This is a genomic window from Hymenobacter aerilatus (assembly GCF_022921095.1).
GTDB lineage: Bacteria > Bacteroidota > Bacteroidia > Cytophagales > Hymenobacteraceae > Hymenobacter > Hymenobacter aerilatus.
Genome location: NZ_CP095053.1, coordinates 2739584 through 2754280 on the forward strand (window position 1 = coordinate 2739584; position 14697 = coordinate 2754280).

A 14697-nucleotide genomic window follows, 5' to 3' on the forward strand; every position below is an offset into this window, starting at 1 on the left:
GAAGCAGATAAAGCGCCTCACCCCCCGTCCCCTCCTCCGAAAAGGTAACGCGCATAAAGCGTTTGAGGGGGTGCGTTCAATGGCCAACTTATATTCGCTTACGTCTGTGCCGCCGTGGCTCCCCCTCTCCTTTTCGGAGAGGGGGCCGGGGAGTGAGGCACCCCGCCTGCTGACGTTGCTCCTCTTTGCTCTACTCAGCACCCTACCCGCCGCTCACGCCCGCATCGCCCTACCCCGCATCCTGGGCCATAGCATGGTGTTGCAGCGCGAAAGGCCGGTGCCCATCTGGGGAACGGCCGCGCCCGGCGAGGCCGTAACGGTGCAGTTTGCTGGCCAGCAGCAGCGCACCACCGCCAATGCCGCCGGGCACTGGCAGGTACTGCTGCAACCGCTAAGAGCCTCCGCCACGCCGGCTGAGCTGACCATTAGCGGCCCTGCCAACACCATCCGCTTGCACGACGTGCTGGTAGGCGAGGTGTGGCTGGCCTCGGGGCAGTCGAACATGGAGTACACGATGCGCAAAAACAGCAAGGTGACCCGCCCCAACGTGCCCGGCCAAAACCCCGTGGACGAACTGGACTACGCCCACAACCCAGCCATCCGCATCTTTCTAGTGAACCGTAAAACCCTGGCTCGCCCCGATTCCACACACCGAAACTGGAGCATTGCCCAGGACTCGGCGCTTCGGGCGTTTTCGGCGGCGGCGTATTTCTTTGCCAAGGAGCTGCACCAGCAACTGCAGGTGCCGGTGGGCGTTATTTCGTCGGCGGTGCCGGGCAGCCGCATCGAGCCGTGGGTGGCCGAGGCGGCGTTTGCAAAAGACCCGGTGTTTGGTGGGCAAAAGATAGACGGCGACCCAGGCAAGTTTTACGAATCCATGATTGAGCCGCTGGCGCCGTTTGCCCTGCGCGGCTTTCTATGGTACCAGGGTGAAAGCAGCTGCTATCTGGCCGAAACTACCACCTATACTCAGAAAATGCGCACGCTCATCAGCAGCTGGCGCTCAACCTGGCACGACGCCGACCTGCCGTTCTATTACGTGTCGCTGGCGCCGTTTCACTACTCCCAGGAAAAGGCCCAGGTGCCACTCACCCGCGAAACCCTACCCCGCCTCCGGGAAGCGCAGGCCGCTGCTCTGCAAATTCCGCATACGGGTATGATAGAGACAACCGATCTGGCTACGGCTGAAGGGGGTATTCACCCCGGCTTCAAATGGGAAATAGGCAGACGCCTGGCCTTGCAGGCACTCCGCCATACCTATAAGAAAAAGGAGGTAGTGGCCGACGGCCCCGTATTTGACCATCTGAAAGTGCGCGGCCGCAAGGCTGTGGTGTATTTCCAGTCCTTGTCCGCTCCCCTGGTCAGCCAGGATAACAAGCCTCTCACGCACTTCGAGGTAGCCGGCCCGGATGGCGTATTTCACCCGGCGCAGGCCCGCATCAAGGGTAAGCAGGTAGAGGTGCAGTCCGACGCCGTGAAGCACCCTACATCCGTGCGCTTCGGCTGGGACGAGCTGGCCCAACCTAACCTGTTTGCCGGCGGCCTACCCGCCCGCCCTTTCCGCTCCAACAAGCCTGCTGACGTAGTGAGTGCACGCTAACTGATATATATAGAACGTCCTGCGGAGCGCCGCTGAAGCATCTTGCGTGCTGACGTCGAGTTAGTAGTTCGATGTCAGTACGCAAGATGCTTCGGCGGCGCTCCGCAGGACCTCGTTCATTTCCATCCCAAATCTCCTATCCTATGTCCTACCCCCCACTTTCCCGCCGCAACTTTCTCCGCACCAGCTCCTTGCTCACTGCTGGCCTGTTGCTGCCGTGGCCGGCCCTACCCGCTGCGCGCAAGAAGCTCACCTACAAAGTGGCGGTGGTAGACCTGATGATTTTGAAGCGGCAAAAGCTGGGGGCGCTGCCGCTGGCCAAAGAAATCGGGGCCGATGGCGTGGAGATTGATATGGGCGGCCTGGGCCAGCGCGACACCTTCGACAGCAAGCTAGCCGACCCCGCTATGCGCCAGGAGTTTCTTGACAAAGCCCGCGAGCTGAACTTGGAAATCTGCTCCCTGGCCATGACGGGTTTCTACGCCCAGTCTTTCGCCACGCGCCCTACCTACCAGCGCATGGTGCAGGACTGCATCGACACCATGAAGGCCATGAACGTGAAAGTGGGCTTCCTACCCCTCGGCACCCAGGGCGACCTACGCAAGAACCCCGAGCTGCGCCCCGCCATTGTGGAGCGCCTGAAGGTGGTAGGCCAGATGGCCAAAAAAGCCAACGTTATCATTGGCATCGAAACGGCGCTGGATGCGCAGGGAGAGGTGGACCTGCTGCGCGAAATCGGCTCCAAGCACATTCAGATTTACTTCAACTTCTCCAATCCGCTCAAAGAAGGCCGCGACTTGTGCCAGGAGCTGCGCGTTTTAGGCCGTAAGCGCATCTGCCAGATGCACGCCACCGACGAGGATGGTGTGTGGCTGCAAAACAATACTCGCCTGGACATGCAGAAGGTGAAGCAAACCCTGGCCGAAATAGGTTGGGACGGCTGGCTGGTGGTAGAACGCTCCCGCGACGCCAACGATGCCCGCAATGTGAAAAAGAATTTCGGGGCGAATACGGCCTACTTAAAATCGGTTTTTCAGACAAGCTGAAGCGTGGCCAATACGCCTCGCAAACGCCCAAATATCCGCCTGACGGAACGGAAAAGCACTTGTAGCAAACGTTGGTGCAAAGGTTTCCGGAGTACTAAAGCGAGGGATGCGAAACGGTTTTCGATGCGCCTACGCAGCTCCTATCGGTAACGTTTCAGCTTACATGATAAGATTGTATAAAAAGTTGGCATAAAGCTGTATATACGTCGTCCGGATCATTTCTAAATTGCTTCACTCATAAGTATTTAGAACCTGACGATGAGCTACACCTTACACCGACTATTGTTAGCAGGCTTTGTGGTTACGGCGCCGTTCCTGCACGCCGCCGCACAATCGACCGCGCCTTCCGAAACGCCGGAAGCGGCTTACACCCGCGTAGTGACGGAAAGAGCCGCTAAAATTGTGGCTACCATCCAGCCGCTGGAGCCCAAAAAGGTGGAGCCGGTCCGGGACCTGATTGCGGAGCAGTACCGCCGCCTCAACGACCTGGATGAGCAAAAGAAAGCCCAGCTGACAGCTCTGAAAGCCCAGCCCAAAGAGGCGCAGACCGAAGAAGCCAAAAAGGCCATCGAAGCCAAATCGACGGCGGCCCTGACCAAGCTGCACGCGCAGTACCTGAAAAAGCTGGGCCGCCATCTCTCGCCCGCGCAGATAGACCAAGTGAAGGATGGCATGACCTACGGCGTACTGCCCATCACCATCAAGGCCTACAACGACATGCTGCCCAACCTGACGGAAGCGCAGAAAACGCAGATTGTAGCCTGGCTAACCGAAGCCCGCGAGCATGCCATGGATGCCGGCTCCTCGAAGGAGAAGCACGCGTGGTTTGGCAAGTACAAAGGCAAGATCAACAACTACTTATCGGCGGCCGGCATTGATATGAACCAGGCTGGCAAAGATTGGCAGGCCCGCCGAGCTGCCGCCAATTCTAAGTAACGAAAGCATTACAGCGCATGTGTTTTACCACAATCCAACTGCTATGACCCCTTCTCTACTTGTTCCTGTACCCTCACGCGTCCGCACCCGGCCAAACGCAGCGTATACGCTGCTGGTAGGATTGCTGCTGGGCGCGGGCCCTGTCTGCGCGGCCGGTACTCCCTCCTACTTCCCCCATCGGGCCAACGTCAACGCTCCGTTTTTTCTGAACATAACAGGTACGGTGCGTGATGCCAAGGGCGAGGTTATTCCGGGGGTGAGTGTGGTACTGAAAGGCACAACCACTGGCACAACCACCGACGCCCAGGGGGTGTTCCGCATCAACCTGCCTACCGGCAACGAGGTACTGGTGTTCAGCTCCATTGGCTTCAAGAAGCAGGAGATTATCGTGAGTGGCCGCACCACGCTGGATGTGAAGATGGTAGAGGAGTCGGCGGCGCTGAATGAGGTAGTGGTGGTAGGCTACGGCACGCAGTCGCGGGTGAGTCTGACGGGCGCGGTGGCCACCATCGACATGAACAAGATCGATGAGCTGCCGGTAGGCGACCTTTCCACGGCGCTGGTAGGCCAGCAACCCGGCGTGGGTGTGAGTGGCGGCACCGGCCGCCCCGGCGATAAAGGCAGTATCACGGTGCGCAATCCCGTAGTGAAATCCAAAGATGGCGGCACTACCAGCCCGCTCTATGTGATTGACAACGTGGTACGCACGGAAGAGGACTTCAACCTGCTCGACCAATCGGAAGTAGAGGCTATTTCGGTGCTGAAGGACGCGGCCGCCGCCATCTACGGCGCCCGCTCCAACCAGGGCGTAGTGGTGGTAACTACCCGGCGTGGCCAGGTCGGTGCGCCTAAGTTTTCTTACAGCGGCTCGGTGGGTGTTTCCGACGCCGTGCGGCTGCCCTCCATGATGAGCGGCCTGGAGCACGCCACTTACCTCAACAACTACAACCTTTACCGGGGGCGGCCGGACACGGACCCGGCCTACTACACTCCCGATGAGCTGGAGTATTTTGCTACCCACGACACCAACTGGCTGAAACAGGCCTGGAAGCCCTCAGTAGTAACCCGCAATGCGCTGAACGTGAGCGGCGGAGGCGAACGGGCCACGTACTTCGCCTCCGTGACGTACAACCGCCAGAACGGTAACTTCGATAATATCAACTCCGATAAGTGGACGTTTCGGGCTAGCACGGACGTGACTGTGGCCCGCGGTCTGAAAGCCGGCCTCTCGCTTAGCGGCGACCTGTACAAGCAACGCATGTACTACTTCAAGCAGGGCCAGGAAAGCGTAGAGAACGATATGCGCTCCTTGCTCTGGACGCCGCGGTTTTCGGCCTTCTATATTGATGGCGTACCGGCCTACCAGGCCCCTGGCTTTGGCAACACGAATAGCATTGAAGCTACGCACTTCTTCGAAATCCAGAACTCCAACAACTACACCTCGCAGCGCAACACCGGCCTGAACCTGACGGCCAATATCGACTACGAGCTACCTTTTGTGAAGGGCCTGAAGGCCCGCGTGCTGTACGCCCGCATTCTGGACAACAACTTTGGTAAGCAGTACGGTACGTTTTACAACGTGACCGAGTTTGCCGGTCTGGGCGAACATCGGCACATTCCAGGGGGCAACGTGGTGCAGGTCCGCTCCATCCGCAACGGTGATATTGTGCGCGTGGTGCCCAGCTACAGCGACCGGTACCAGTTCAATGGCTACTTAAACTACGACCAGCAGTTTGGGCAGCACCGCATTTCGGCGCTGGCGTTCTTCGAACAGGCCGAAACCCGCTTCGAGGAAACCAAGAACTACCGAACCGGCACCGTGCCCGGCGGCTACGACAACATGCGCTTTGCCACGGGCGAGCAGGTGACGGAAGAAACGAATACCGAGGTAGGCATTCTGTCCTACGCCGGTCGTATCAACTACAGCTACGCCGACAAGTACTTTGTAGAACTGGCCGCCCGCTACGACGGCTCTACCAACTTTGCGCCTGAGTACCGCTGGGGCTTGTTCCCCTCGCTATCGGCGGGCTGGGTGATTTCGGAGGAACGATTCTTCCCCCGCACGCCGGTGGTGAGTTTCCTGAAAATCCGGGGTTCGGTGGGCTTACTGGGCGGTGATGCCACCCGCGCCTACAACTGGCAGGAGAACTACCAGTTCCAGATTGGTAAAGGGGCAGTGTTTAATGGCAACAACGACCGTACGCTGACGGCCTCGCCTAACAACGCCATGGCCAACCGTCGGGCCCGCTGGGACAACAACACCAAGTACAACGCCGGTATCGACGCCCGCTTCCTCAACGACCGGTTGTCGTTTACGCTGGATGGTTTCTTCGACCACCGTTACAACATGCTAACGGGTATTACAGCCTCGGCACCGTTGCTGATTGGGGCACCCATTCCGTCGGAAAACTATTCTACTATCAACGGCTTCGGCTACGAGGTGTCGTTGGGCTGGGGCGATAATATCACCCCGGACCTGTCGTACCGCCTGAATACCTTCTTTGCCTGGAGCGATGATAAGCAGGTGAAGATTGACGTAGAGCAAGGCCGCCGCAACACCTACCGCGACCTAACGGGCCGCTCTAGCGACCCAGGTGTAGAGGGCTACAAATACCTAGGCATGTTCCGCTCAGATGATGATATTGAGCGCTTCTTTGCCAGTAATCCTCAACTGGACAGGAACACTTACCGGCTGTTTGGCGATGTTCCACGTCCCGGCATGCTCTACTACGAGGATATCCGTGGCCCTAAGGACGCCAACGGTCAATACACGGCCCCCGACGGCAAAATCACGGAGGACGACATGACTTACCTCACCCACAAGGCCAGCAACCACTACAGCCTGGGTGTAAACCCCAGCATCAAGTTCAAGGGGTTCAGCTTCCAGGCCACCATGGGCATGTCGTTTGGGGGTATGTCGACGGTAGAGGGCTCGGCTCGCAAAGTAGCTACGGCTAACTCTAATCGCCCCGCTTTCTGGGCCGACCACTGGACGGAAGACAACAGAGATGCCAAGTATCCTGCTCCCTACACCAGCAACACCTACGACCGCACCTCGGAGTTCTGGTTCAGAAGCGCCCTCACGGCTGGCATGCGCAACGCTACCATCTCCTACACCTTCCCTACGGCGCTTGTAAACCAGGTGAAGATGAGCAGCGTGAAGGTATTCTTGGTGGCTGTTAACCCCCTCAATTTTTATAACCCCTACGACTACAAAGTATACGGAGGTGCCTACGATTCCTACCCCACCATGCGCTCTTTCTCGCTGGGTCTGAACGTTGGCCTCTAATCTTCCGAAATCATGAAAATCACTCGCTACCCTACCCTGCTCGCACTATCGGCCTCGCTGCTCACGCTGGCCGGCTGCCAGGAAACACTGGATAAAGAGGACCTGACGGCTGCCAGCGAGGCTCTGGTGTTCCAGAATGAGTCGTTGGCGTTCCTCAACCTGAGCTATATCTACGACCAGAATTTAACAAACTGGTTTGGTTTGACGGGCCAGGGCTTGGGTAATACCAACCCTAGTGGCTTGTCGGAAGAAGTGGCCAGCGAAAGCAAGTACTTCGAGGGCACCATCACCCAAAACGATGTAACGGATTTTGGGACGTCGCTGAATGCCACGAATAACTACGGCAAGCTGCGTACCATCAACACGTTTATCCGCGCTATTAACCAGTCACCCATTCCGTCGCAGCCCCGCAACCTGATGAAGGGGGAAGCCATGTTTTTCCGGGCGTGGCGCTACTTCGATCTGGTGCGTGTCTACGGCGGGGTGCCGCTGGTGCTCACACCCCTGGACGGTGTAGGCGAGGAAGCCCGGGAAGCGGCTAAACTGCCCCGCAATACCACCACCGAGACCTACAACCAGATTATAACGGACTTGGACTCGGCTATTGCCTACCTGCCCGGCAAGTGGCCTAGCGCATCGTGGGGTCGCATCACCAAGGGCGCCGCCGCGGCCTTCAAGGCGCGGGTGCTGCTCACAGCCGCCAGCCCGCAGTTCAACCCCTCCGACGACGTGGCCAAGTGGCAGCGGGCCTTCGACGCCAGCAAGGAGGCCAAGGCTATCCTGGATGCCAACGGCTTTGGCCTGCACGCCTCTTACGACCAACTCTGGTTTCAGGAGGTGAACAACCCCGAGGCCGTGCTGGTGACGGGCTACAACAACAGCCAGGGCGCCCAGAACAGAAAGAACAACGGCTACGACAACAGCACCCGCCCCGCCTACACGGGCACTAGTGGCACTTCCAACCTACCTACCTGGGATATTGTGCAGGCCTACCCCATGCTCGACGGCAAGAAACCCGGCGAGTCGACGGCCTACCCCTACTCCATGCAACTGTTCTACAAGAACCGCGACCCACGCTTCGATAAGACGATTGCCTACAATGGTTGCACGTGGCCGCTGAACGGCAACAACAACTTCCGCCTTTGGACCTACCTGCGCGGTACCACCAGCGTGGAGCCGTCTAAGCCTACCAATACCAGCTTCTACCTGCGCAAGGCCATCAACCCCACGTTGGCCCCCGGCGATGTGCAGTTTGCCGGCACAGACTGGATTGAGCTTCGCTACGCTGAGGTACTGCTAAACCTGGCCGAAAGCGCCTGCGGCGCTAACAACCTGAACGAAGCCTACACTCAGCTGAAAGCCATCCGGAAGCGGGCGGGCATCCTACCCGGCACGGGTACCATGTACGGCCTGACCGCCGGTATGAGCCGCGCCCAGATGTTCGACGCCATTCTGTACGAGCGGCAGATTGAGTTGGCCTTCGAGGGCAAGCGTTTCTGGGATTTGCGCCGCTGGAAGCTGATCGAACAGAAATTGAATGGTATGGATAAATTACGCAAAGGCCTGACTATCACGCTTAAAACAACAGCTCCCGCTAACTTTGCTACCATCCGGGATAATTTGCCCCTCGATTCACTGTACCGAAACTACTTCACGATTACGACCAACATCCGCGACACGCGCTATCAGACCCTTCGTACAGGCATACAATGGAAGCCGGAGTATTACTTCTTCGCCATACCACAATCTGCCATCGATAACAACCCCAACCTGATTCAGAACAACGGTGTGTGGGGTGGCGCTTTCGACCCGTTGCGATAGTCCCTGCTACACACGAGGCACAACGAAGAAGGCCGAACCGCAAGTTGCGGTTCGGCCTTCTTCGTTTCTGGTTGATATGTTTTGTGGTATTTATAGCTTCTTGGCGGGCATGGCCACGTTGGGGGTAGCGGGCGGCGGGCCAGGAATCGTATTCGTGGTAAAAGGTTCTTGGCGGAGCTTCTTGCCGCGCAACTGGAGCAGGAAAATCAGCCCCAAAATAAAGAACACGATGAGCGCCAGAATGCTATTGCGCATGGAACCGGTAATCTGGGCAATAACGCCGAATACGGCTGTACCAATCACAATGCTCAGCTTCTCGGTTACATCGAAAAAGCTGAAAAAGGCGGCAGTATTGGGGGTGTTTTCGGGAATAATTTTGGAGTAGGTAGAGCGCGACAGGCTCTGTACTGCCCCCATGGTAAGGCCAATTACGGAGGCCAACGCGTAAAACGACCACCCGGCCTGCACGAAATAGCCCGCCACGCAGATCAGCGCCCAGATGACCACCGACCAGCTCAGGGCGCGCGTGTTCCCGATGCGCTCCGATAGCTTGGCAAACAGGTAGGCACCCAAGATGCCCACCACTTGCAGCAGCAGAATGGTGATAATTAGCGCTGTGCTTTCGAGATGCAGCTCCTTGTCGCCGAAAATGGTGGCTACGTACATCACCGTCTGCACCCCCATATTATAGGTGAAGTAGGCCAGCAGGAAAATCTTCAGGTTGGGCAGCTGCTTGAGTTGGTCCCACACTTTGCTCAGCTCCCGGAAGCCATTGAGCAGCCAGCCCGAGTCGGAGGCGGAGGCGGCCGGGCGGCCGGGGTCGGCGGGGAGTGAGAAAAATGTAATCTGAGCGAAGCCGGCCCACCAGATGCCCGTTAGCAAAAAGCTTAGCCGCGTAGCGAAGGCCTTTTCAATACCCAGCGCTTCGTTGAAGGTGACCAGCAACAAGCAAATAACCAGCAGCAGCACAGAACCGATGTACCCCATCGAGAAGCCCCGCGCCGATAGAGAATCGTACTGTTCTTCTGAAGAGATGATAGGCAAATAGCTATTGTAGAAGACAATAGAACCCGAAAAGCCGATGGTAGCCGCGATAAAGATGAATGTGCTAAGCGTGAGCGTATCCGGGGTGAAGAGAAACAGCGCGGCGCACGAGGCGGCTCCCAGGTAGCAAAACACTTGCATGAAGAGCTTCTTACGCCCCGAAAAGTCGGCCAATGACGTTAAGAACGGGCTAACCAACGCTATCAGCAGGAACGCCGCCGAAATAGCATACGTCAGCAATGATGAGCCTGGCACCTCAAACCCTAGGAAGTTAACTACATCTGTTTCAGGACTTAGCTCTTCCGTGATACTACCCCAATAGATGGGAAAAATGGACGAGGTAATTACTAACGGGTATACCGAGTTGGCCCAGTCGTAGAACGTCCAGCCGCGGGTGATGCGCTTGTCGTCTTTGGGTACGCTCTGAAAGCCCGCGTCGGGGGCGGGAGTAGCGGTAGCACTCATACAGTCATAGGATTAGAGAGGAAATAAGCAGAACAAATAACGGGATTCCGGCTACCCGGTTGTTGCCGTCGGGTTCAAACTTACAATATCTCCTCGCCGCGCAGCAAAGCTGCATATTGCGCCTCCGTATCCACATCAACTGCACCCGCCGGAAACGGTACAGTGGCTACCCACTCTGGGTGTTGGCGCAGCAACTGTTGTGCCCCGGCCGCGTCGGGTAGGGCGCGTAGCAATGGCAGCACGCTCTCCGCGAATAATACTGGTACTCCGCGCACGGAACCGTACTCGGCAGCCACAATGGGCTGTTGGGTGGCCAGCTGCGTTACCACGAGCTGCCGCAACAGGGTAGGCGTAACATGGGGCTGGTCGCAGAGCAGCACGAGGATGCTGGTTAAAGCTGGCTGATGGTGTTCCAAAACACTCAAGCCTGCTTTCAGCGAAGCGCCCATGCCGGTTTGCCAGGTAGGGCAGTGCACCACCTGCACAGGCAGATCTGTTAGCTCGGGCAGTAGCTCCGCGTGCAAGGCACCCGTCACGACGACCACTGGCCCCAGCACGGCCGCTACGGCCGTAGTGGCAGCCCGGCGCAACAGGCTTTGGCCTTCGTACGGCAGCAGCTGTTTGGGCCTACCCAAGCGCGACGACGAGCCTGCCGACAGCAGCAGCACACCCACTACCGGTATCGGAGAGGCCTCCTTCAAAGTTTCTTGCGGTGTGTTGTCCACGCCCCTACCCTCCCAGCTCGCACACTGCCGATACAGCCGCGCTGGCGGCCAGCTCCCCATCGGAAGCAATGCGGGGGTGAATGGGGTGCGGTGAGTCGCGCAGGAAACCGGCCGGCCGCCCCGACAGTACCGCTTGGATTTCGGCCACAATGGACAAGGCAATTTCCTCGGGTGTCTCGCTACCTAGGTTCAAGCCAATGGGGCTGTGCAGGCGCTGTTGCAGACGCTGAGCGGCATCGGGTACGTCTTTTTCTAGCTCTTCGAGTAGGCGCAGATATTTCTTACGAGGTCCCAGCAGACCAATGTACGGCGTGGGCGCATCCAGCAAATGGCGCAGGGCGGCTAGGTCATAATAGTAGTTGTGGGTCATGAGCAGGGCAAAGCTACCGTCTTGCGGGAGGGTAGGCACCTGGTCTACGGGCACCACGCGCACCGTTTCGGCCTCGGGGAAGCGGGTGGCCTGCGCCAGACCGGGGCGGCCATCTACCACGCGCACGCGCCAGCCCAAGGTAGCAGCCATACGGACCACGGGTTTTACGTCGTTGCCAGCCCCGAAGATGGTGAGGCGCACAGGTGGCCGCAGCAGTTCAAGGCTCACACGCACCTGCCCTACCTGCGAAGGGTAGCTGCGGGTAGCTGGCTGGTTATCGGCTAAAGCCTGCCGAGCATCTGCCAGGATATGCTCATATAGCGCCGAGTGGGTAGGCAAGCTGCCTTCCACTGCGCCGCTGGCTGTGAGGAGCAGCCGTTCCCCTACCCTGGCCGGCGCCGTGGAAGGGCCATCTAGGTGAAAGACCGTCGCTACAACGGCCGGCTCTTCTACCCCTTCCCACCAACTGCGCAACAGCTCCAATGGGTTGCGGGCATTGTCGAAAGCAAGCGGCTCCAGCAAAATCTGCACAATGCCCTGGCAGCCCAGCGCCGAGCCAAATTGCAGGTCGTCGTCGGGGTCCGTAGAGTCGTAGGTGACGACGGTGGGCTGCTGGCGCTGAATGCACTGCCGGGCGCGGCGGCGGGCGTCGCCTTCCAGGCAGCCGCCGCTGATGGCGCCGGTCAATTGTCCATCAGCAGTTACCAACATGCGGGCACCCGGCCGGCGGTAGGCCGAGCCGGCCAGATCAACCACCGTAGCTAACGCGCACGGCCGTTCGGCCGCGCGGTGCGCGTCGTAAGCAATGAGCAAGCGTTGCAGTTCGGTCATGGATTAATTCACTTTTGGTTGTCATCCTGAGCATTCCGCGCATCAAGTGGCGACGAAGGACCTTCTCACAGTAGAACGAGTCGTTGTTACGATAATCGTTCTACTGTGAGAAGGTCCTTCGTCGCCGCTTGATGCGCGGAATGCTCAGGATGACAACTTTCTATATATCCGTCCTACGCCGTAGTGCGCAGGGCTTCCAGCATTTTGTCTGGTGTGATGGGCAGGCTGCGCATGCGCTTGCCGGTGGCGTTGTATACGGCGTTGGCGACAGCAGCAGCCACGCCCACAATCCCAATTTCTCCGATACCCTTCACGCCCAACGCGTTAATGTAGGGGTCCTTTTCCGGCACAAACTCGATTTGCATGTCGGGGATGTCGGCATTGACGGGAATGTGGTACTCGGCCAGGTTGTGGTTGGTGTAGCGGGCGTAGTTGGGGTCCCGGAAGGTTTCTTCCATCAGCGCCGAGCCAATACCAAAAATGGCTCCACCGTAGAGCTGGCTGGTGGCGGTTTTGAGGTTGAGCACCTGCCCTACCCCGTGCACCCCTACCCAACGCGTGACGCGGATGGTGCCCAGGTCCGGATCGACTTCCACCTCGCAGAAGTGGGCGCCGAAGGAGTGCATGGAGTGGCCCGAGGGCTTTTCTTCCTCGCCTTTCTCATTTTTACCGCCGGGTTCTTCGGGGCTTGCTGCTGCGCCTCCTGCCCCTGCAAAGTGCTTTTCCTCATAGCCTGCGCCGTACTTGCCCATGGCCATGCCTTCCATGTCGGTCATGCCACTACGAGAGAGGGCAGCCACCAGCGTTTCGCCTTTCTTGGGGTTCTTTTTCAAGAACATGCGGCCCAGCTCTACCTTCACATCGGTGGGCTTGGCTTTGTAGAGTGGTGATTTTTTATCGCCTACAGCCATGTCAATCACCTTCTTCCACAGATCCTCGGCCGCCGCCATAATGGACGATGACACTGTGCCGGCCGCTTGCGAGCCGCCCGAGCCGGGGGCAGTGGGTAAGCGCGTGTCGCCTAGCTCGAAGCGCACTTTTTCGGGTGGCAGGCCCAAGGCATCGGCCCCTACCTGCGTCATCACAGTCCAGGTGCCGGTACCCAGGTCGGTAGCGCCGCTCTGCACCACGGCGTGGCCGTCGGCAAAAAGGCGCACGCGGGCCGTGCCCTGGGCGCTGTGTACGGGGTAGGTAGCCGTAGCCATTCCCATGCCCACCAACTTGTTGCCCCGGCGGGTCTGGCCGGGCTTGGAGTTGCGCTTGTTCCAGCCAAACAGCTCAGCCCCACGCGTATAGCATTCCTTCAACGATTTGCTCGACCAGGGCTTGCCTTTGTCGCTGTAGTCTTTATCAGCGTAGTTGAGGAGGCGAAATTGCAGCGGGTCGATGTTGAGCTGGTGGGCTAGATCGTCCATGGAGCTTTCGAGCGCAAACGAGCCGGGCGCCTCGCCGGGGGCGCGCATCCACACGGCCGTCATCACGTTGGCGCGAGCCAGCTCGTAGCGGGCCGAGAAGTTGGGGCATGCATATAGCATGTTCACCACCTTGCTGTTCGACTCGGCATAGTTATCCCAGGGCGAAGTCGTCGACTTTTTCTCATGGATCAACGACAACAGCTTGCCTTCCTGGGTAGCGCCTATTTTTAAGGTCTGCTCCTGGTCTTCGCGGTGGCCCACCGAGGTGTACATCTGGGGGCGGGTGAGCACCAGCCGTAGCGGCCGGTTCACGGCGCGGGCCGCCAATACCGTCAGAATCGTGTGGGGCCAGAACGAACCTTTGCACCCAAAGCCGCCGCCTAGGTGGTGCGTCACCACGCGCACCTGGTCGCGCGGAATACCCAGCAGATTCGCCAAAGAGCCCTGGCTCATGGTAATGTTCTGGGTCGATTCGTAGACGGTCAGCCGGTCGCTACCCTCCCACACGGCGGTGGTGGCTGCGGGCTCCATGGGGTTGTGGTGGTTGATGGCGTGCACGTAGGTTGCCTCGTGCTTCACTGGCGCACTGGCGTAAGCTTGCTCGGGGTTGCCGCGCACCTTGCGCCCATCGGTCTTGCCGTTCTGAATCTTCTGCGGATCAAATAGATCAGCCTTCGGATCCTGGTAAGAATCAATGGGCTTCTCCACCTGATACGACACCTTGATGAGGGCTGCCGCCTGGGTGGCGCGTTCCAGCGTATCGGCCACTACCACCGCCACGGGCTCACCCGCATAGTGAATCTCGGCATCCTGCATGGGCAAATACGACTGCGCCGCCTGCCACTTTTTTTCCTCCTTCAAAGCACTAGGCACTTTAGCCGGCTTTGGGATATTTTGGTACGTGAAAATGCTGATAACACCCGGTTCTTTGGCCGCCGCCGTGGTATCAATGCTGGTTATTTTGCCTTTTGCAATGTCGCTGGTTTTCAGCACGCCATGCACCAAGCCATTCACCGGGTACTCGGCCGAGTAGCGGGCCGTGCCCATCACCTTCGCCCGACCGTCTACGCGGTCCATGGGCTTGCCTACGACGTTTGTGGGGGGTAGGGTGGGTTCGAAGAAATTGGTTTCCATATCGGTAAGGGCGCGTTACAC

9 protein-coding genes are annotated in these 14697 nt (G+C 58.7%); 5 read left to right on the forward strand and 4 right to left on the reverse strand.

Annotated elements, in window-relative coordinates; all coding sequences use genetic code 11:
* Positions 1-106: 106 nt before the first annotated feature.
* The 5 genes from MUN82_RS11550 (at position 107) to MUN82_RS11570 (ending at position 8692) form a co-directional block, all read left to right on the forward strand.
* Positions 107-1600 (forward strand): sialate O-acetylesterase, encoded by a 1494-nt coding sequence (locus MUN82_RS11550; protein ID WP_245090360.1) that lies wholly within the window; start codon positions 107-109, stop codon positions 1598-1600.
* A 143-nt stretch (positions 1601-1743) separates the two neighbouring features.
* Complete coding sequence (locus tag MUN82_RS11555) at positions 1744-2646, forward strand: sugar phosphate isomerase/epimerase family protein (RefSeq protein ID WP_245090363.1); 903 nt, start codon at positions 1744-1746, stop codon at positions 2644-2646.
* A gap of 258 nt (positions 2647-2904) precedes the next feature.
* Positions 2905-3582 carry a DUF3826 domain-containing protein gene (locus tag MUN82_RS11560; protein ID WP_245090365.1) on the forward strand — a complete coding sequence of 226 codons (678 nt, stop codon included), beginning with the start codon at positions 2905-2907 and terminating at the stop codon, positions 3580-3582.
* Positions 3583-3625: 43 nt separating this feature from the next.
* Positions 3626-6871 (forward strand): SusC/RagA family TonB-linked outer membrane protein, encoded by a 3246-nt coding sequence (locus MUN82_RS11565; protein ID WP_245090367.1) that lies wholly within the window; start codon positions 3626-3628, stop codon positions 6869-6871.
* A 12-nt stretch (positions 6872-6883) separates the two neighbouring features.
* A complete protein-coding gene (locus tag MUN82_RS11570) occupies positions 6884-8692 on the forward strand; it encodes a RagB/SusD family nutrient uptake outer membrane protein (RefSeq protein WP_245090369.1) in 1809 nt (602 codons plus the stop codon).
* Positions 8693-8782: 90 nt separating this feature from the next.
* Here the strand turns inward: MUN82_RS11570 and MUN82_RS11575 are convergent, their stop codons facing one another.
* From MUN82_RS11575 to MUN82_RS11590, 4 genes are all read right to left on the reverse strand, one after another.
* The gene (locus MUN82_RS11575; protein ID WP_245090371.1) at positions 8783-10201 is read right to left on the reverse strand and encodes an MFS transporter; all 1419 of its coding nucleotides are present in this window, start codon (positions 10199-10201) and stop codon (positions 8783-8785) included.
* A gap of 80 nt (positions 10202-10281) precedes the next feature.
* The gene (locus MUN82_RS11580) at positions 10282-10902 is read right to left on the reverse strand and encodes a nucleotidyltransferase family protein (protein WP_245090373.1); all 621 of its coding nucleotides are present in this window, start codon (positions 10900-10902) and stop codon (positions 10282-10284) included.
* A gap of 28 nt (positions 10903-10930) precedes the next feature.
* A complete protein-coding gene (locus MUN82_RS11585) occupies positions 10931-12127 on the reverse strand; it encodes an XdhC family protein (protein WP_245090375.1) in 1197 nt (398 codons plus the stop codon).
* Positions 12128-12300: 173 nt separating this feature from the next.
* Positions 12301-14676 (reverse strand): xanthine dehydrogenase family protein molybdopterin-binding subunit, encoded by a 2376-nt coding sequence (locus MUN82_RS11590; protein ID WP_245090377.1) that lies wholly within the window; start codon positions 14674-14676, stop codon positions 12301-12303.
* Positions 14677-14697: the final 21 nt, after the last annotated feature.

Bases quoted from the DNA above. Each gene is read 5' to 3' on its own strand.
- MUN82_RS11560 (WP_245090365.1), top strand. From the start codon at position 2,905: ATGAGCTACACCTTACACCGACTATTGTTAGCAGGCTTTGTGGTTACG.
- MUN82_RS11585 (WP_245090375.1), bottom strand. From the start codon at position 12,127: ATGACCGAACTGCAACGCTTGCTCATTGCTTACGACGCGCACCGCGCG.
- MUN82_RS11570 (WP_245090369.1), top strand. From the start codon at position 6,884: ATGAAAATCACTCGCTACCCTACCCTGCTCGCACTATCGGCCTCGCTG.
- MUN82_RS11575 (WP_245090371.1), bottom strand. From the start codon at position 10,201: ATGAGTGCTACCGCTACTCCCGCCCCCGACGCGGGCTTTCAGAGCGTA.
- MUN82_RS11555 (WP_245090363.1), top strand. From the start codon at position 1,744: ATGTCCTACCCCCCACTTTCCCGCCGCAACTTTCTCCGCACCAGCTCC.
- MUN82_RS11565 (WP_245090367.1), top strand. From the start codon at position 3,626: ATGACCCCTTCTCTACTTGTTCCTGTACCCTCACGCGTCCGCACCCGG.
- MUN82_RS11590 (WP_245090377.1), bottom strand. From the start codon at position 14,676: ATGGAAACCAATTTCTTCGAACCCACCCTACCCCCCACAAACGTCGTA.